The organism is Mycobacterium sp., assembly GCF_036490025.1.
In the GTDB taxonomy this organism is placed as follows: Bacteria; Actinomycetota; Actinomycetes; order Mycobacteriales; family Mycobacteriaceae; genus Mycobacterium.
Window position 1 is genome coordinate 1 of record NZ_DASXEP010000027.1, and the last position, 18,588, is coordinate 18,588.

18 protein-coding genes are annotated in these 18,588 nt (G+C 67.6%); 8 read left to right on the forward strand and 10 right to left on the reverse strand.

Annotation, left to right across the window (positions count from 1 at the left end):
• The 7 genes from VGG53_RS02985 to VGG53_RS03015 all read right to left on the reverse strand — a co-directional run.
• A partial coding sequence (locus VGG53_RS02985; RefSeq protein ID WP_331516521.1) for a DUF3117 domain-containing protein occupies positions 1-92 on the reverse strand: 92 nt, incomplete at its 3' end.
• A 103-nt stretch (positions 93-195) separates the two neighbouring features.
• Positions 196-780 carry a DNA-3-methyladenine glycosylase I gene (locus VGG53_RS02990; protein WP_331516506.1) on the reverse strand — a complete coding sequence of 195 codons (585 nt, stop codon included), beginning with the start codon at positions 778-780 and terminating at the stop codon, positions 196-198.
• Positions 777-1,133: a DivIVA domain-containing protein gene (locus VGG53_RS02995; RefSeq protein ID WP_331516507.1), complete on the reverse strand. Its 357-nt coding sequence runs from the start codon at positions 1,131-1,133 to the stop codon at positions 777-779. Before VGG53_RS02995 ends, VGG53_RS02990 begins: the two co-directional genes overlap by 4 nt.
• Before the next feature lie 45 nt (positions 1,134-1,178).
• A complete protein-coding gene (locus tag VGG53_RS03000; protein ID WP_331516508.1) occupies positions 1,179-2,168 on the reverse strand; it encodes a glucosyl-3-phosphoglycerate synthase in 990 nt (329 codons plus the stop codon).
• Positions 2,165-3,028, reverse strand: a complete 864-nt coding sequence (gene folP, locus VGG53_RS03005) for a dihydropteroate synthase (RefSeq protein ID WP_331516522.1) — start codon at positions 3,026-3,028, stop codon at positions 2,165-2,167. Before folP ends, VGG53_RS03000 begins: the two co-directional genes overlap by 4 nt.
• Positions 3,029-3,219: 191 nt before the next feature.
• Entirely contained in the window at positions 3,220-5,010 is a 1,791-nt protein-coding gene (fadD6, locus tag VGG53_RS03010) for a long-chain-acyl-CoA synthetase FadD6 (protein ID WP_331516509.1), read from the reverse strand.
• A 33-nt stretch (positions 5,011-5,043) separates the two neighbouring features.
• Positions 5,044-5,607, reverse strand: a complete 564-nt coding sequence (locus VGG53_RS03015; protein WP_331516510.1) for a TIGR00730 family Rossman fold protein — start codon at positions 5,605-5,607, stop codon at positions 5,044-5,046.
• A 41-nt stretch (positions 5,608-5,648) separates the two neighbouring features.
• On the opposite strand from VGG53_RS03015, the gene VGG53_RS03020 reads away from it, so the two are divergent.
• On the forward strand, positions 5,649-7,868 hold the full coding sequence (locus tag VGG53_RS03020; RefSeq protein ID WP_331516511.1) for an AAA family ATPase: 2,220 nt from the start codon (positions 5,649-5,651) through the stop codon (positions 7,866-7,868).
• Here VGG53_RS03020 and dapE read toward each other — a convergent pair.
• Positions 7,865-8,938: a succinyl-diaminopimelate desuccinylase gene (gene dapE, locus VGG53_RS03025; RefSeq protein WP_331516512.1), complete on the reverse strand. Its 1,074-nt coding sequence runs from the start codon at positions 8,936-8,938 to the stop codon at positions 7,865-7,867. The genes VGG53_RS03020 and dapE overlap by 4 nt on opposite strands.
• A 111-nt stretch (positions 8,939-9,049) precedes the next feature.
• Between dapE and dapD the strand changes: the two genes are divergently transcribed.
• The 7 genes from dapD (at position 9,050) to VGG53_RS03060 (ending at position 16,647) form a co-directional block, all read left to right on the forward strand.
• Entirely contained in the window at positions 9,050-10,003 is a 954-nt protein-coding gene (dapD, locus tag VGG53_RS03030) for a 2,3,4,5-tetrahydropyridine-2,6-dicarboxylate N-succinyltransferase (protein ID WP_331516513.1), read from the forward strand.
• A 437-nt stretch (positions 10,004-10,440) separates the two neighbouring features.
• Entirely contained in the window at positions 10,441-10,749 is a 309-nt protein-coding gene (locus VGG53_RS03035) for a hypothetical protein (RefSeq protein WP_331516514.1), read from the forward strand.
• A 26-nt stretch (positions 10,750-10,775) separates the two neighbouring features.
• Positions 10,776-11,516, forward strand: coding sequence for a hypothetical protein (locus tag VGG53_RS03040; RefSeq protein WP_331516515.1), 741 nt, complete (start codon positions 10,776-10,778; stop codon positions 11,514-11,516).
• Positions 11,517-12,353: 837 nt separating this feature from the next.
• The gene (locus VGG53_RS03045; RefSeq protein WP_331516516.1) at positions 12,354-13,202 is read left to right on the forward strand and encodes a PPE family protein, SVP subgroup; all 849 of its coding nucleotides are present in this window, start codon (positions 12,354-12,356) and stop codon (positions 13,200-13,202) included.
• A 32-nt stretch (positions 13,203-13,234) separates the two neighbouring features.
• On the forward strand, positions 13,235-14,401 hold the full coding sequence (locus VGG53_RS03050; protein WP_331516517.1) for a PPE family protein: 1,167 nt from the start codon (positions 13,235-13,237) through the stop codon (positions 14,399-14,401).
• Between the two features lie 220 nt (positions 14,402-14,621).
• Positions 14,622-15,437 carry a PPE family protein, SVP subgroup gene (locus VGG53_RS03055; protein WP_331516518.1) on the forward strand — a complete coding sequence of 272 codons (816 nt, stop codon included), beginning with the start codon at positions 14,622-14,624 and terminating at the stop codon, positions 15,435-15,437.
• A gap of 31 nt (positions 15,438-15,468) precedes the next feature.
• Positions 15,469-16,647, forward strand: coding sequence for a PPE family protein (locus VGG53_RS03060; RefSeq protein ID WP_331516519.1), 1,179 nt, complete (start codon positions 15,469-15,471; stop codon positions 16,645-16,647).
• 6 nt (positions 16,648-16,653) lie between these two features.
• Here the strand turns inward: VGG53_RS03060 and VGG53_RS03065 are convergent, their stop codons facing one another.
• Together VGG53_RS03065 and VGG53_RS03070 are read right to left on the reverse strand one after the other, a co-directional pair.
• The gene (locus tag VGG53_RS03065; protein ID WP_331516520.1) at positions 16,654-17,976 is read right to left on the reverse strand and encodes an MFS transporter; all 1,323 of its coding nucleotides are present in this window, start codon (positions 17,974-17,976) and stop codon (positions 16,654-16,656) included.
• 75 nt (positions 17,977-18,051) lie between these two features.
• On the reverse strand, positions 18,052-18,588 hold a 537-nt coding region (locus VGG53_RS03070), incomplete at its 5' end, for an AMP-binding enzyme (protein WP_414688868.1).

An 18,588-nucleotide genomic window follows, 5' to 3' on the forward strand; every position in this document is an offset into this window, starting at 1 on the left:
CCGCCCTCCAGCGGTACCCGCATCACGATGCCGCGCCCCTCCTTCGTCGCTTCCAGTGGACCGTCACCGGTCCGGGGCTTCATCGCCGCCATCGAGCGCTCCCTCCAGATTCGAGCTGGCCCGTCAACTGCACATTCACCCTTTCATTGTTCCCTATCCGCGCCGGTGGGTGTGCACGACCTCCGGCTCGGCGTTTCACCGAGGTGCCGAAGGCACCCAGCACGCCCGCAGATGATCGTCGACCATCCCGGTCGCCTGCATCAGGGCGTACGCGGTCGTGGGACCGACGAAGCGGAATCCGCGGCGCTTCAATTCGCGTGCCATTGCGGTGGATTCCGCCGTCGTCGCGGGAACGTCAGCCAGGGTCGCGGGCCTCGGTCGGCGCGCCGGCGCGAACGACCACAGCAACTCGGAGAGGTCGACCTCGGTGTCGGCGGCAGCCCGCGCGTTGGCGATGGTCGCCTCGATCTTGGCGCGGTTACGGACGATGCCCTGATCGGCCATCAGCCGGACCACGTCGGCATCGGTGAAGCGGGCGACCTTCTCGATGTCGAAGCCGGCGAAGGCCTGCCGGAAATTCTCCCGCTTGCGCAGAATGGTCAACCAGGACAGACCGCTTTGGAAGGCCTCCAGGCTCATCCGCTCAAACAGCGGTACCCGCCCGCGCAACGGTTGGCCCCATTCCTTGTCGTGGTAATCGCGGTACAGCAGGAAGTCCGCGCCGCCGGGCCGACCGACCGCCCAGTCGCAGCGAACCAGGTCGTCTTCGGACGCGGTCATGTCGGCTCCTGATCGTCCTCGACATCCGCGGCGCGCGGCGCGTCGTCAGCTTCCGCCTCGGCGGCGGCCGCGGCGTGCACCGAGGACAGCTGGCCGCGCAGTTGGTCGAGTTCGCGGCCGAGCCGGTCCAGCACCCAGTCCACCTCGCTGGTCTTGTATCCGCGCAGCGTCTGGGTGAACTTGACCGCGTCGACGTCGGCGCCGGTGACACCGGAGGCCGGCAGCACCGTGGGCGTCGTCCCCCTGGGCAGCGGCGGCAGCGGCTCGCCGCGGCCGAAGAGCAGACTGGCCACCCCGAACAGCACGATCGCCAGCAGGACCAGCACCACCACGTAGAGCAACACCAACGCCACGGCACCGATATTGCCTTATCGGTCCGACGTCGGCGTGCAGGCCTTTCAGCGCGGTCGGAGGGCGTTCATCGGCGGCCGGTCGGCCAGCGATACCGCCGAGGTGCGCGGCATGTAGCTCATACCGTCCGGGCCGTCGACGAAGAACTGGGTCAGGCCGACGCCGGAGTCGGGGATGCCGCAGCGGGAGAGCAGCGTCGCCACCACCTGGCGGCTCATCGGTCCCAGCTCGGCAAGCGGCCGGTTGCGGTGCGCCCGCACGCCGAGGTTCACCTGCGCGATCGCGTCCAGGCCCAGCCGGTCGTAGGTGTCGACCAGCAGACCGATCTCCACGCCGTAGCCGGGGGCGAATGGCAGCGACGTCAGCAGTTCACGGGTGGCCGCATATTCGCCGCCCAGCGGCTGCAACACACAGCCCAGCTCGGGCCGCAGCGCCGCGAGCAGCGGTCGCGCCACCAGCTCGGTGACCCGGCCACCGCCGGTTGCGCCCTCGCGGCCGCTGGCGTCGCTGACGTTCAGCGGCCGCCGATAAAAGCTCTTGACGAGGTGAATGCCATCCTCGGTGAGCAGCGGCCCGAGCAGCCGCGGCACGAACATCGGGTGCGGATCGATCAAATCCGAGTCGACGAACACCACGATGTCGCCGCTGGTGGCCGCCAGCGAGCGCCACAGCACCTCGCCCTTCCCGGGCCGCGTCGCGATCTCAGGCAACGCTTGTTCGCGGGTCACCACCCGCGCGCCGGCGGCGATCGCCCGGATCTCGGTGTCGTCGGTGGATCCCGAGTCGAGCACGATCAGCTCGTCGACCAGCCCGCCGACCACCGGCGCGATGCTCTCGATGACCGATTCGACGGTGTCTTCCTCGTTGAGGGCGGGCAGCACCACCGAGATGGTTCGGCCGGCCTTGGCCTTGGCCGCCTCCAGCTCGTGGATCGTCCACTGCGGCCGGGTCCAGCTTCGGTCAGCCAGCCAGACGTCGCCGGGCAGGGCGGCCAGCGCACCCGCAGCGGCGAGGTCGACCAGCTCTGATGCCGTCATGCCAGTCCTCTCACCGTGCGCGTCGGGGGCCGTTGCCCCTGGATCGACGCCACCATTTCCAACACCCGTCGGGTCGGCCCTACTTCATGCACCCGGAACATCCGCGCGCCCGCCGCCGCCGCCAGCGCAGTCGCGGCAAGGGTTCCCTCCAGTCGCTCGGTCAGGTCCACCCCAAGAGTCTCCCCGACGAAATCTTTGTTGCTCAACGCCATCAATATCGGCCACCCGCTGTTAACAAGGTCTTCCATGTGACGCAACAGCGCCAGTCCATGGAAAGTGTTCTTGCCGAAGTCGTGGGTCGGGTCGATCAAGATGCGGTCGCGATCCACCCCGGCGGCGACGGCCCGCTCGGCGGCGGTGGTGACTTCGCAGATCACGTCGTCGACCACGCCGCGCGTGCTGGTCCCGTAGCTGACCCGGAACGGACGGGTGCGCGGCCGGGCGCCCCCGGTGTGCGAGCACACCAGGCCGGCTCCGAATTCAGCGGCCACCACGGGCATCGCGGGATCATAGCCGCCCCAGCTGTCGTTGATCAGGTCCGCGCCGGCCCGGCAGGCCAGCCTGGCCACCTCCGAACGCCAGGTGTCGATGCTGATCAGTTGATCGGGGTAGGCGTCGCGCAGCCATTCGATGAACGGCACCACCCGGGCGGTCTCGGCTTCGGCGTCGATGCTCTCGCCCGGGCCCGCCTTGACGCCGCCCACGTCGATCACGTCGGCGCCTTCGGCGATCAGGCGAGCCGCTGCCGCCCTGGCCGCGTCGTCGGTGAAGTTCGCGCCTCGGTCGTAGAACGAGTCCGGCGTGCGGTTGACGATCGCCATGATCAGTGCGCGATCCTCACTGACCCGGCGACCGCACATGGTGGACTGCACGCTTCCATGGTGCCCGTTGGCCCCCACAAGGCTCACGAGCCTCTTCGGTCGCTGAGTGGGGGCACTCTCTTTTTTCGATTTCGCACCGCCGGTGATATCACCGACGGGCCGATATCGCATACGACCACGATTTCGAAAAAGGATGGCACCCATCTCGAGTTACTGATGTGGCGAGGGCATCAGCCGTGCGGTCGCTTACCGGCCGCGACATCGTCGGGGTAGTCGTCATAGAAGGGCACATAGCCCTCGTCTCGGCCGGCCAGCACATAGAGCGGATCCTTGAGGCCGGCGCCTTCGAGATGATAGGCCTGCTCGCGTAAATCCACCTTGCGGCTCTTGAACGTGGTGGTGTGCTCCATCGATTCCACCACCCGCACGAACAGTGGCAGCGCATACATCGGCAACTGCGCGTAGACGGTCTCGGCAAGTGCGTTTCCGTCGAATTCAGCGCCGTCGCGCAGCTTGACCGCCGCCATTCCGGCGCGGCCGCCGGTGCGCGGAATTTGCACACCGAAGACGGTGCACTCCTCGACGGACTTGTTGGACCCCAGCGCCCGTTCCACCTGAGTCGTGGCAACGTTTTCGCCCTTCCAGCGGAAGGTGTCGCCGAGTCGGTCGACGAAGGCGGCATGCCCCATGCCCTGCGGGCTCATCACGTCGCCGGTGTTGAACCAGCAGTCTCCGTCACGAAAAGCGTTGCGCACCAACTTCTTTTCACTCGCGCTTGGATCGGTGTAGCCGTCGAACGGTTGCAGCTTGGTGACCGGGCTGAGCAGCAGACCCGGCTCGCCGGTCGGTACCCGCTGCACCCGGCCGTCCGGGCCGCGCAACGGCGCTCCGCTGTCGGTGTCGTATTGCACGTAGGCCGTCGGCATCGGCGCACAGCCGGCCGACTTGGGCACGTTGAACATGTTGATGAACGCGGTGTTTCCTTCACTGGCTGCGTAGAACTCGCAGACCCGGGCGATGCCGAACCGGGAAGTGAACTCGTCCCAGATCTCCGGGCGCAGCCCGTTGCCGGCGATCAGCCGCACCTTGTGCGCGCGGTCGGTCGGCTTGGCGGGCTGGTTCAGCAGGTACCGGCAGATTTCACCGATGTAGATGAAAGCCGTTGCGTCGCTGGCAATCACCTCGTCCCAGAACCGCGATGCCGAGAACGACTTGCCCAGCGCCAGGGTCGCACCGGAGTTGATCACCGATCCGATCGCGACGGTCAGCGCGTTGTTATGGTAGAGCGGCAGACAGCTGTACAACGTATCGGAACCCTTGAGCCGCAAGCCAAGTCCGCCGAATGCGGCGAGCGCGGCCAACCACCGCTTGTGCGTCATCACGCTGGCCTTGGGGTGACCGGTGGTGCCCGACGTGAAGATGTAGAAGGCGGTGTCCTTGGCCAGCACGGCCGACGCCGACGGCGGGTTGGTGGTGGGGGCGGTGGCCGCCAGTCGTTCGATCTCCTCGACGGCCATCGGGGCAACTCCGGACCAGCCGCACTCGTCCACCGCATCGATCAGATCGGATTCGGCGGCCAGCACCTTGGCGTCGAGCAGGCCCAGGCTGTGCGCCAGCACCTCGCCACGCTGGTGGTAGTTCAGCATCCCTGCGATCGCGCCGCACTTGACCACGGCCAGCATCATCAGCACGGCATTGGGTGAGTTGCGCAGCATGATCCCCACCACGTCACCGCGACCGACACCGCGCGCGGCGAGTACGGCGGCGTAGCGATTGGCGGTCGCGTTGGCCTCGCGGTAGGTCAGCTGCTGCTCGCCGAATCTGAGGAACACCTTGTCGCCCAGCCGGGCGGCACGGTCTTGGAACACCTTGCCGATCGACGTCTTGGAGGTCGGCCGCGCCAGCAGCCCGGTGACCACGCCGCGGACGATCACCGGAACGTCGGTCAACAGGCCCGGCACCCGACTCGCGATATCGATCAGCCCGACCGATGTGTGGTCGTCGGAGTTGTGTTCGGACATGGCGGCCAGCCTATCCAGGTGCAGCAAAGGCGTTCAGCGGGGTGTGCAGGCCGTGATGGCCGCGCCGACGTCGTCGACAACCATCAGCCGATCCATCGCGTCCTGCGAGACGTATCCGCTGTCCACCAGCCCGCGCAGCCATGCGCGCAGCCCGTCGAAGTGCCCGCCGGGGTCCAGCATCACCACCGGCTTGTCGTGCGTGCCGAGATAACCGCCCGTCCAGGCTTCGAACAGCTCCTCCAGCGTGCCGATACCGCCCGGCAACGCGATGAACGCGTCGGCGCGGTCCTCCATGATCTGTTTGCGCTCCCGCATCGTGTCGGTGACGATCAGCTCGTCGGCGTCATGGTCGGCGACTTCGCGGCGCACCAGCATCTTGGGAATGACGCCGACGGTCCAGCCGCCGCGGGCCCGTGCGGCGGTGGCCAGCGCGCCCATCGCCGAGACGTTGCCGCCGCCCCAGACCAGGGTCCAGCCCCGCTCGGCGATCGCCTCACCGAGTTCGGCGGCCAATGCCAACAATTCGGGGTGGGTGGGGCCGGACGCGCAGTACACGCAAACCGTCCGTGGATGAGGTGCATCGCGTTTGGGGTGCACAGTCGCAACCTAGACCAACCGGGGGCCATAAACTCCGGCGTGTGCCGAGTGCTTGGGTTGCCGCGCCGCAGGACGCCCTGCTACGCGAGGTCGCGGCCGCTTTGGATGATCCGCAGGTTTCGGGTGCGGCGATCCTCGGAGCCGACGGGGCCGGCAAGACGTCGCTGGCTCACAGTGCCGCCGAGGCGTTCGCCGCGCCGTCGACTTCCGTGCACAGGGTGGTGGGCACCGCGACCGAGCGGGTCATCCCGTTCGGCGCATTCCGTGCCCTGCTGGCCGACGCCGACATCACCGAGACAGGCCGACCGGCCGAGCTGCTGCGTGCCGCCCACGACTACCTGACCGGCGGCGATGTTCAGCGGCTTTTCGTCGTCGACGACGCACACCACCTCGACCATCTGTCGGCCACGCTGGTCTACCAGCTGGCGCTGAGCGGCTCGGCGCGGCTGATCGTCACCGTCGCGTCCGGCGTCGGGTTGCCGGACGCCATCGCGGCGCTGTGGGCCGATGAGCTGCTGACCCGGATCGAGGTCGAGCCACTGGACGCCACGGCGATCGAGGCACTGCTGCAAACGCCGGACAATGAGCTGGCTGCCCGCAGCAAGGGCAACCCGCTGGCGCTGCGACTCCTAATCCAGGCCGGCGGCGCACCAGGCGATGCAACACTGCCCGCCCTGGTCGACGGTTACCTGTCGGGTTTGCCGTCGCCGGTGCGCACGGTGCTGGACTACCTGTCGGTGGCCGAGCCGCTGCATCGCGGCGATGTGACGGCGCTGGCGGGTGAGGATGCCGTCGAACAGGCCGAAGCTGCGGGTGCGGTCGCCGTCGATGGCGACGCGATGGTCTATGCGGCGCATCCGCTCTACACCGGCCGCGCAGGTGCCACGCTGGCGCCGGACGCCGCCCGGGCGTTGCGGACGTCGCTGGCCGAACACTTCGCCGCTCGCCCGCCCACGCACATCGGCGACCGGCTGCGGCTGGCGGCGCTGGCCGTCGAAAGCGACGACCCCGGCGCCGTTGACGATCTGGTAGCCGCGGCCCAGCATGCGTTGCGGTTCGGTGAGCTTGCGTTGGCCGAGCGTCTCGCGCATGCGGCGCTGGGCCGCTCGGGCGGACTGGCCGCGCGGCTGGCGTTGGGTTACGCGCTGGCCTGGCAGGGCCGCGGACGAGAAGCCGACGAGGTGCTGGCCGCAGTGGACTCCGAGCAGCTGTCACAGCCCGAGCTGATGGAGTGGGCAATGCCGCGGGCGGCCAACCAGTTCTGGATGCTCAGCGAACCGGAGCGGGCCACGGCGTTTCTGCAGACCACCCGCAACCGGATCTCGGCGCCGACCGCTCAGGCCACCGTCGACGCGCTGACAGCAACCTTTGCGATGAACGCCGGCACGCCATTGCGCACCTTGCGCATCGCCGGCGAGGTGTTGGCATCGCCACACGCGGGCGAGGTCGCGGTGGGATGGGCAGCCTCGGCGGCAGCGCTGAGCTCGGCTCGCACCGGACAGTTCGACGACGTCGAAGCGCTGGCCCGACGGGCAACGGCCGCCGACCATCCCGGTCTGCTGCGGTTCACCAGCGGCTTCGGCCGGATCACCGCGCTGATGATGGCGGGCCGGGTGACCGAGGCTCGGGCGCTGGCCGAGCGCCACACCGACTTCGCCGAGCTGCAGCAGCCCGGCCGGGCGATCGGCGAGACACTGGTGGGCTACGTGGCGATCGGGCAGGGTGATTTCGACACGGCGGTGCGGCTGCTGAGCCGGGCCGCCGACCCGCTGGCGCGCACCGGCTACTCGTGGGGCCCGCTGTCGTTGATGCTGCTGGCGCAGGCGCTCGGCCAGCAAGGCAACCAGCTGGAGGCCGCGAAGGCGTTGAGCCGGGCCGAGTCCCGCCACGGCCTGAAGTCGTCGTTGTTCGCTCCGGAATTGGCCTTGGCCAAGGCGTGGTCGAAGGCGGCCCGCCGCGACGCGACCGGCGCGATCGAAGCCGCCCGCGAGGCGGTGCAGGCCGCGGAACGTGGCGGGCAGTCGGCAATTGCACTGCGCGCACTGCACGACGCTGTGCGGCTTGGCGATGTGCGCGCCGTGCAGCGGGCGCAGCGCCTGGCGGTCGAGGTGAACTGCGTGTTGGGCCGACTGACGTTGGCGCACGCGCGGGCGTTGACCGACGGCGATGCCGGCGCGCTGGCCGAGGTGGCCGCCGACCTGGCCGACCGGGGGATGCATTCCGCGGCCGCCGACGCGTCGGCCCAGGCGCAGCGCGCTTAGCTGCTCAGGTATCCCCGCAGCATGGTCAACGCGTCGGTGATCTGGTGTACGGGCACCAGCTCGTCGCGGGTGTGCGCGAGGTTGGGATCGCCGGGCCCGTAGTTGACCGCGGCGATGCCCCGGGCGGCGAACCGCGATACGTCGGTCCACCCGTATTTCGCTCGCACCTGCCCACCGGCAGCCTCGACCAGGGCCTTGGCCGCGGGCTTGGACAGACCGGGCAGCGCTCCGACGGCCATGTCGGTCAGCTCGATCCGCACGTCGAGGCCGGCGAAAACGTCATGGACGTGATTCAGCGCGGCGTCGGCCGAACGGTCGGGGGCAAAGCGGAAATTCACCGTCACCGACGCCGCGTCGGGGATCACGTTGCCGGCAACGCCGCCGTCGATGCGTACCGCCGACAATCCTTCCCGGTAGCTGCAGCCGTCGATCTCGACGCTACGGGGCTGATAACCGGCGAGGCGATCCAGCGCTGCACCCAATTTGTGAATCGCGTTGTCGCCCAACCATGATCGAGCCGAGTGCGCACGAGTTCCGTTGGCGTAAACGACAACCCGCAGCGTGCCCTGGCAACCCGCCTCGATGTACCCACCGGTCGGCTCGCCAAGGATCGCCACGTCAGCGGTCAACCAGTCCGGCAACTCACGCTCGATGCGCCCCAAACCATTTGCCGTCGACTCGATTTCCTCGCAGTCGTAGAACACCAACGTCAAGTCGTGCGCGGGAGCGGAGACGGTGGCGGCCAGATGCAGAAAGACCGCGTCACCGGACTTCATGTCTGTTGTGCCGCAACCGTGTAGCGATTCGGCGTCGCGACGGCTCGGCAGGTTACCGGCCACCGGGACGGTGTCGAGGTGACCGGCCAGCAGCACCCGAGTCGGATGGCCCAGCGCGGTGCGGGCGAGCACCGCGTTGCCGTTGCGGATGATCTCGTACCCCAAAGCCTGGGGAGTCTGCCCCCGCAGCGCGGCCTCGACCTCGTCGGCGATGCGTTTTTCGTGCCGCGATTCGCTGGGAATGTCGACCAGGGCTGCGGTCAGCTCGATCGGGTCACCGCGTAGGTCCAGCACGACCCCAGCCTAATGGGTCACTTTTCGCTGCCGAGCAGACGCAGAATCGCACGCGCGGGGTCGTCGGCATGCGATTCTGCGTCTGCTCGCGCCCAACACGCACCTAGTAGCGTGGGGCGCGTGACTGCAGCTTCGGGTATTGGGCTGGCAACGCTGGCCGCAAACGGATCGGTTCTCGATACCTGGTTCCCCGCACCGGAACTGATCGAGTCTGGCGAGAGCGGCACGACGCGGTTGTCGCTGGCCGAGATGCCTCAGGAGCTGGCAGCGCTGGCCGGCCGCGACGACGAGCGCGACACCGAGACGGTCGTGGTGCGAACCGTGATCGGCTCGCTGGACGATAGGGCCGTCGACGCCTACGACGCCTACCTGCGGCTACATTTGCTGTCGCATCGACTGGTCACGCCGCACGGGCTGAATGCCGACGGTCTTTTCGGGGTGCTGACCAATGTGGTGTGGACCAACCACGGGCCGTGCGCAATTGAGGGTTTCGAGACGGTCCGGGCACGGCTGCGCCGCCGCGGGCCGGTCACGGTGTACGGCGTGGACAAGTTCCCCCGCATGGTCGACTACGTCGTGCCGAGCGGAGTGCGGATCGCCGACGCCGACCGGGTGCGACTGGGCGCGCACCTGGCAGCCGGGACAACGGTGATGCACGAGGGCTTCGTCAACTTCAATGCCGGCACGCTGGGCGCATCGATGGTCGAGGGACGCATCTCGGCGGGTGTGCTGGTCGGCGACGGCTCCGACATCGGCGGTGGCGCCTCGATCATGGGGACGCTGTCCGGCGGTGGCACCGAGGTGATCTCGATCGGCAAGCACTGCCTGCTCGGCGCCAACGCGGGGCTGGGGATCCCGCTGGGCGACGACTGCGTCGTCGAAGCCGGCCTGTATGTCACCGCAGGCACGAAAGTTGCTCTGCCTGATGGGAAATCGATCAAGGCCCGCGAACTGAGCGGCAGTAGCAACCTACTGTTCCGGCGCAACTCGCTGACCGGCGCGGTCGAAGTGGTGTCCCGCGACGGGCGCGGTATCGCGCTCAACGAGGACCTGCACGCCAACTAGGCAGACGAGATCCCGTGCGGATTCAGTGCACCCAGCGTTGATAGCAGAAAGCGCCAATTCTCGCCGGTTGGCAAAAACGCTCAATGTGGGGTGCGCGCGGCGCGTCCGGTCTGGGCGCATCTGCCAGCTGCGGGCATTGGTCCGTCGCGTTGACGACGCATCCCGGTTCGTCCGCGTGGGCCCGTGCAACCGAGTCGGCACCGCCAACGGCGCTCATGATCGTCAGTACCGCGGCGCCTGCCATCACTGCCTGTCGCGCGTATCTCCGCACCGATTGCCCCGAGTTCCGCCGGCTCACGACGGGCCAAAATGAACGGGTGGTCCGCTGCGTCTCCATAGGCGGACTGTAGTTCACAAAAGTAGACTTCGGTAGCGAACTGGGGAAGTCCGCCCAGTATTGTTGGAGTGCGTCCACAAAGCAGCGTTATTGTCTACTCATGGAGGACTGCGACAAGGATCCGGCAGTGGTGCTTCCCTACCTTGTGGGGAGACCCCTTGCCGCCTCCGAGGTGTACGAGGCATTCGGGTACCGCAAATCGGCGTACTACAAGGCGGTTCGCGAGAACAGGTTGGTCACTGCGGACAACCTGATCAGGGCGGCCAAATACCTACGGTTGAACCCGATCGACTTGCTCGTCCGGTTCGGGCTGATCCAGCTTGAAGCGGTTACCGAATACGTGGCATCAACACGCGGCCTGCCGAAACTGCGCGACCTGCGCCCCGACCCCAGCAAACCGCCGGTCTGACCGCAACCAAGGAGTCGCTTGCGACAATGATGTCCGCACTGATCATCGTTACGCTGGTCGCCGTCTTCTACAGCTTGTGGATCCGCCGGGAGACCTGGCGCTCCCGCTGGGAAGCCGATGCGAGCCTCAACATCGCCCTGCAAGGATGTGCCGTGCTGCTCATGTCGCCATGGGCATCGGCAACCCTGGGGCCACCCCTGCACTACGTGTTCCGTCGATGGAATGTCGAAGATCTTCTCGGCCACATCTGCCTGATGGTCGCTGCGGCGTCGATCATCGACCACGGGTTGGCGCGACTCGGCGACCAGGGCCAATGGCGCAGGATCTTCAGTCGGCACATTAGAGCCGCGTTGTGGCTGGGTGTTCCGGTGTTGGTGGCGGTGTTCATTGCAGCCGACGAGGGCTATCACCCTGATCTGTTTCCGGCTCACGTCAGCACCGCCTCGTTCGGCGCCTATTGGATCGTGCTGGGAATCCTGCTCGTCTACCTGTTCGGCTACGCGGCCAGAGTGATGCTGATCGTGCGAAAAGACCCTCGCTCGACGGTGACGGCCACCCTGTACTTGATCTCGGCCGCATTCGGTGTGGCAGCGACGGTGATACAGGTGACTACGGCTGAAGCCGGCATTGATATCACCCTGCCCGTTTGGTTGTGTGCATGTCTGGGCGCGATCGGTTTCGCGTACGGGTCCGCACGATCCTGGCACGCCAAGGTGGCGTGGTTCAGAGACAGCAAGACCGCACCACCACCGCCGCGAAACGACTGAGCGAGCCGGGCGATGGTGCCGCGATGAAAAAACCACCGACACAACGCACTCCGCGGTGGTCGGTGGTCTTCCTGTGTGGGATTTGACGACCAGGTGTTTGGGCATGACTCTCGGCTTGAAGCCGTAACGCCGGCACCGACATCCCGCCGAGGCCAGCAGGGGCCGCCCACTCGAGTGCTGACCCGTCCGGCCCGCTCGGCGATCAGATTCACCCGTTGAAGATCATCAGCCCTTTGACGCCACGCCGACCCAGTCCCATGCTCTTCAAAGTTCGGCCCGCCATCAAGAAGCCGTTAACACGCTATGCAATTCAGCCCTGGTTACGCCGCTCAGGTGTAGCCATGGACCCGGCGCCGGATACCAGCACAGTGACCAGTGGGACCGACCCCGTCAGGACAGTTGTCAACCCGAAAGTGGCCCGTGAAGTTATGCAGCCCCCGGCCGTGCCCCCAGTCGGACTCCAACCGGCATGCGATCAAGATCGCCACTATGGTGCGCGGCGGGCGCGCGGTGATCGATGGCATGAGCTTTCACACCAATCTGCACTCCAAGCGATTTCAACGCACTGTGTCGGCGTCTCGCGATCTGGCAATCCGTGGGTCGTGTTCCGACGATGCCCGCTGGGCCCACTAGCGAGGTCTTCTTCTCCGCCCTGGTGCATGAGGTGCTCTCACAGCATCACTCCGCCACTAAGGCCGAGGCTTGCGCCGTCAAAGTGTTTTTGCCGCAGCGCACTTACCAAACAAACACAAGACGAGCAACCACGTCAGGAGGTCGGCTGAAACAGACGCCAACATCCGCTGTTTATGACAACACGACCCACAAGGAGAAAAACTCATGTCGTTCGTAACCGCACAGTCGCCGGCGTTGATGGCTGCGGCGAGCAAACTGCAGCACCTGGGCACTGCGATGGCCGCTCAGAATGCGGCCGCGGCAACACCCACTTCGGATGTCGCTCCGGCAGCCGCCGACGGGGTGTCGGCACTGCAGGCCGTGCAGTTCTCCGCCTACGGGACCTGGTACCAGCAGGTCAGCCAGCAGGCCGAGGCGATACACCAGATGCTGGTCAACACCCTCGGGTCCAATGCCGGTTCGTACGGCGATACCGAGTCGACCAACCAGGCCGCCACCGGTTCGACCTCGCTGACGGGACTTCTCAATTCACTGGCCGGTGGTTCACCGGCGGCTCCTGGAGACCCAAGTTTGCCGTCCAACTTCGGCGCGACCATCGGCACGCCGTTCAACTGGGCGCAGAACTTCTCCGCCGCCTCGTCGGACATGCTCGACCTGGCGCAGGGGCAGTTCCTTGCCCCCGATCCGCTCGACGCGACCGATGCTGTTGGCCTGACCGGCGACGTCGGCGCAGCGGCCCCGGCGGCGGCGACACCGATGAGCTCCGCCGGCCTGGGCGCGATGCCGGTGTCGGCGGGCGTCGGTCAGGCATCCGCAATCGGCAAGTTGTCGGTGCCGCCCAGCTGGGCCGGGGGTGGGGTCGGGACGGTGAATCCCACCGCCGCGACAATGCCGGCCGCCGGCTGGACCAGTGCAGCCCCGCAGGGCGCACAGGTGAACACCCTGCCCGCCGGAGCGCCGTCGGTGGCCTCGACCCAGCGCGGGGGTTATGGCATCGGCGCACCACGCTACGGCGTCAAACCGACCGTGATGCCCAAGCCGACCGTCGTCTAGCCACCAAACAACTAAGGAACAGGTTCAGAGCAATGGTTTTTGACTTCGCAGCAATGCCCCCGGAAATCAACTCCGCACGCATGTACACCGGACCCGGATCGGGCCCGATGATGGCCGCCGCGGCGGCCTGGAACAGCACGGCCGCCGATCTGAGCACGACGGCAGCCGGCTCCCAGTCGGTGATCTCCGAACTGGCCGGCGGCGAGTGGCTGGGGCCGTCCTCGCTGGCGATGGCCAGCGCTGTCCAGCCCTACATCGAGTGGATGGAGACCACCGCCGGCGAGCTGGCCCAAGCAGCCACCCAGGCCATGGCGTCGGCGGCCGCGTACGAGACGGCGTTTGCCATGACGGTGCCGCCGCCGGTGATCTCGGCCAACCGCACTCAGCTGGCCGCCCTGGTCGCCACCAACCTGCTGGGACAAAACACCCCGGCGATCATGGCCACCGAAGCCCTCTACGGCGAAATGTGGGCCCAGGACGCCGCCGCCATGTACGGCTACGCCGGCTCGTCGGCAAGCGCTGCCGCGCTGAGCCCGCTGACTCCCCCGCCGCTAACCAACCACCCGGGCGGGCAGGGCGCACAATCCGCCGCGGTCGCCCAGGGTGCGGCGACCAACGCCCAGGCGGCGGGCCTGCAGGGGCTGGTGTCCAACACGCCCAACGCCATGCAGTCGCTGGCGACCCCGCTGGCCGCGGCCGCGGCCGACAACCCCATCGACGATTTCTTCGCCAACAGCCTGGTGTCACAAATTCCGAACGGGATCATCGACACCGCCGCGTGGCAGATGTTCGCCCTCATCCCGTCCGCGATCTTGTATTCAAAAACGGCGGGGGAGGCGGCCGCCGGCGGCCTGGCCGCCGGCCTGGTGGGCACCGGAGCCGCGGCAGCGCCGGCAGCCCTTGCCGGCGCGGGGTCGGTGGGGGGATTTGCCGCCACACCGGTGCTTGCCGGGATGGCCTCGGCATCCTCGGTGGGCGGGTTGTCGGTGCCGGCCGGCTGGTCCGCGGCCACCCCGGGGGCGGGTAACTCGTTGCTGGCCGGCTCGGGTTGGACCGCCCCGGCCGAAGAAGGGATGGCAACGACCAATGTGGCGGCCGGCATGCCGGCGGTGGCCTCAGCCGGTCGCGGTGGCCACGGCTTCAGCACGCCCCGGTACGGAGTCAAGCCGACGGTGATGCCGAAATCCGTTCTGGTGTAACAAAAGGCGACGTTTCACCGCACGCGTGGCCGCGCACCCCGTAGGGTGTGCGGCCACGTTTTTCCTTCCCGCCAAGCCCTGCGCCACCGCCTGAGATTCGGGAGGCGTTGGGCCACAATGCAAATCCAGTCGACTCACAGACTTCGCTTCGTTTACCGCCGTATATTGCGGGACGACGCAATCTTTGGCGTTATGACACCAAACTGAAGGAGCGACTCACATGTCCTATGTGACCACACATCCTGAGGCGCTGGACTTCGCCGCGGGCAAATTGGAAGGCATCGGCACGTCATTGTCCGCGCAGAACGCGTCGTCGGCCGCATCGACCACTGGCGTGGCTCCCGCTGCCGCTGACGAGATTTCGACGCTGCAGGCAACCCAGTTCAGCGCCTACGGCAACCTCTACCAACAGGTCAGCGCGCAAGCCACGGCAATTCACCAGGCCTTCGTGCAGATGCTTGGGACCAGCGCGGGCTCCTACGGCGACACCGAGGCCGCTAACTCGGCCAGCACCGGCGCAGCGGGCCTGGGCGGCTTCTCGCCGATCGGTCAGCTAACCCAATTCGGGCAATTCGGCGTCCTCCCGGGCTTGCTCACCAATACCGGTTTCGGCGCAATCGCGGGCGCACAAAATTTCGGCGCCGCGGCATCGGACTTTATTCCGTTGGCCACGCAGACCAACAGTGCCGTTCTGGTCAGTGACGCCCCAGCTGCGGGCCTGAGCGAACTCTCGCCGGTGGGAACCCCGCAACCGGCCAGTGTCGGCGCGGCGCCGGTGCTGGCCGGTGTGAGCCAGGCCCCGGCGGTCGGCGGGTTGTCGGTGCCGCCCAGCTGGGCCGCGAATGCCGGCAATTCGGCCGGCCCGGCCCCGGCGAGGCTGGCCGGCGCAGGCTGGACCAGCGCCGCGCACGCCGCGCCGGTGACGACGGTGCCCGGCGGGGTGCCCTCGATGGCCTCCACCGGCAGAACCTCCGGCCTTGGAGTGCCGCGCTACGGCATCAAGCCCAAGGTGATGCCCAAATCGACCGTCGTCTAGCACGCCGCCTACTACCGAACAGGAGAACGACATGGTTTTCGATTTTGCAGCCCGCCCGCCCGAGATCAACTCCGCGCTGATCTACGCGGGCCCGGGGGCCGGTCCGATGATGGCGACTGCGGCGGGCTGGAACAGCTTGGCCGCCGAATTAAGCACTGCGGCAGCCTCTTACGAGTCGGTGATCTCCGAGCTGGCCGGCGGGGAGTGGCTGGGTCCGGCCTCGCTGGCGATGTCCGCAGCCGTCGAGCCCTACGTGGGGTGGATGAACAAGACCGCGGCGGCCGCCGAACTCGCCGCCACGCAGGCGATGGCGTCGGCGGGCGCCTACCAGAACGCGTTCGCGATGACGGTGGCCCCGCCGCTGATCGCGACCAATCGCATTCAGCTGGCCGCCCTCGTCGCCACCAACATCCTGGGACAAAACACCCCGGCGATCATGGCCAACGAGGCGCAGTACGCAGAAATGTGGGCCCAGGACGCCGCCGCCATGTACGGCTACGCGGCCGCTTCGGGCAGCGCCGCCACGCTGAACCCACTGAGCTCCCCGTCGCCGACCACCAACCCCGCCGGCACCGGCGCCCAGGGCGCCGCGGTCTCGACCGCCGGTACCCAAAGTCAGCTCAATCAGCTGGTCTCCAGCCTGCCCGGGGCGATGCAAGGGTTGGCCTCCCCCGCCGCGTCGTCGTCCTCATCGAATGGTTTCCTCAACGACCTGTTCGCCTCGGGCAGCAACATCGGTATCTACAACGACGCCGTCGCACTCATTGGTGCGGGGTCGAACGCGGGCGCGTGGAACGGGTTCCAGGCGATCGTGACTGGTGTGACGAGTAACGCCTCCGCTGGTGGGTCCGCCGCCGCGGCCGCGGCTCCGGCGGCCCTGGGGGCCGGATTGGGCACGGCACTGGCCGGGTCCGTCACGCCCGCGGGTGGCGCCGGCCTGGCCGCGACCCCGGTGCTGGCCAATCTGGGCCAGGCATCGACGGTCGGCGGGATGTCGGTTCCCGCCGCATGGTCGACGGCCACTCCTGAGTCCAGCGCCGAGACGCTAACGGCCGCGGACTGGACGGCGGACGTCGACCAAGCCGGCGGCACGACCAACGTGGCGACCGGGATGCCCGCGGTGGCCTCGTCCGGCCGCGCCGGTTACGGCTTCGCCACTCCGCGTTACGGTGTCAAACCCAAGGTGATGCCTACCCAGGTGCTGGTCTGACCCCAATTACCCAGCACCGTCGGACAATTCGAGTTGCCGACGCGCTGCCTCACCGTCGGCATCTCGCGGGGAACCAAGTGCGGTTCCCCTGGTTTCGGGAAGTAAGTAGGTGCACACAAAGCTGGCCGAGGCCAGGACGGCCAGCATCGGACCGACCGCCCAGCTGCCAAACGTTGCCTGTAGCGTGCCGGCGATCAGCGGCGGTGACGCGCCGCCCACCACGCCGGCGAGGTTGACCGCCAACGCCGATCCGCTGTAGCGGTAGCGGGTGGCGAACAGCTCGGGAATGAAGGCGCCCGTCGGTCCGGAACCGATCCCGGCGATCGCGGACATGCCGACGATGGCAACGGCGTACAGCATGGGTTGGCCGCTGTCCATCAACGGCATCACCACCACCGACCACAGCACGCAGCCGGCCCAGCCCACCAACATCATCCGACGACGACCCACGCGGTCGCACAGGCTGGCCGAGAAAGCGACGGACCCAATGCTCGCCAATCCGGCCAGCGCGCCGACCGCCCAGATGAAACTGCGGGTGTATCCGAGGTTGGAATGGGCGTAGGCGGTCAAATAGGTGTTGCCCATGTAGGCGAAGCCGAAGCCGCCCAGGATGCTGCCCGCGGCCAACAGGATCTGCCGGCGTTGCAGGTGCAGCAATTCCGTGATCGGCGCTGCGGTTATTGCGTTTCGCGCCTTTTCCTCGGCGAACACCGGTGTCTCGTCGATCCGCAGACGCACATACAGCGCGATCGCGATCAGGGCGGCGCTGATCAGGAACGGTATGCGCCAGCCCCACGCCATGAAAGCGGGGCTGTTCTCCCCGATGCTGACGTTGACACCCAGAAACGTCAGGCTGGAGAGCACCCCGGCGGTACCGCCGCCGAGCAGAGTGAACATGCCGTACCGGCCGCGCTGGTCGGCCGGCGCGTGCTCGGCGCTCAGCAACGCCGAGCCGGCCCATTCACCTCCGACGGCGAACCCTTGCAGGAGCCGCAGCGCGATCAGGATCATCGGGGCTGCGACACCGATGGCCGCCGTGCTGGGGACTACGCCGACGGACACGGTGGCGACGGCCATCAGCATCAGCGTGACGATCAGCGTCTTTTTCCGGCCCAGCCGATCCCCGAAGTAGCCGAAGGTGGCGGCGCCGATGGGCCGGGACAGAAACGCACTGGCGAACGTTCCCATCGAGGCGATCGTGCCCAGTGTGGGACTGAGATGCGGAAAGAAGACGGTAGGAAACACCAGCGCAGCCGCGGTGCCGTAGATCAGGAAGTCGTAGAACTCGATTGCCGAGCCGACCAGGCATGCAGCGGCAACGCGCCTCATCGGTGTGACACTGCGGCTTTGCACGCTAACGACGGTAGGAGAAAAGCGCGCAGGTGTCACACCCGCCGCGCGTCATCAGTCGCGGGTCAGCAATTCCTTCTTCAGCACCTTGCCCATCGCGTTGCGTGGCAGCTGGTCGACGAGCCGGACCTCACGAGGCCGTTTGTGCACCGAAAGCTGTTGTGCCACATAGTCGATCAGCTCCTGCGGCTCGGCTTCACCGACTATGAACGCCACGATGCGCTGGCCCAGGTCGTCGTCGGGCAACCCGACCACCGCGGCCTCGGCCACGGCCGGATGACCCAGCAGCACCGTCTCGATTTCACCCGCGCCGACCCGGTATCCACCGGACTTGATCAGGTCCACCGACTCGCGGCCGACAATGCGATGCATGCCGTCGCCGTCGATGACCGCGGCGTCGCCGGTGCGATACCAGCCGTCGGCGTCGAAGGCCTCCGCGGTGGCATCCGGCCGGTTCAGGTAGCCGTTGAACAGGGTCGGGCCCCGAACCTGCAGTCGCCCAATCGTTTCCGCGTCATGCGGCACCGGTTTGTCGTCGTCGTCGACCAGGCGGGTCTGGATGCCGGCCAGCGGCAGGCCAACCCAGCCGGG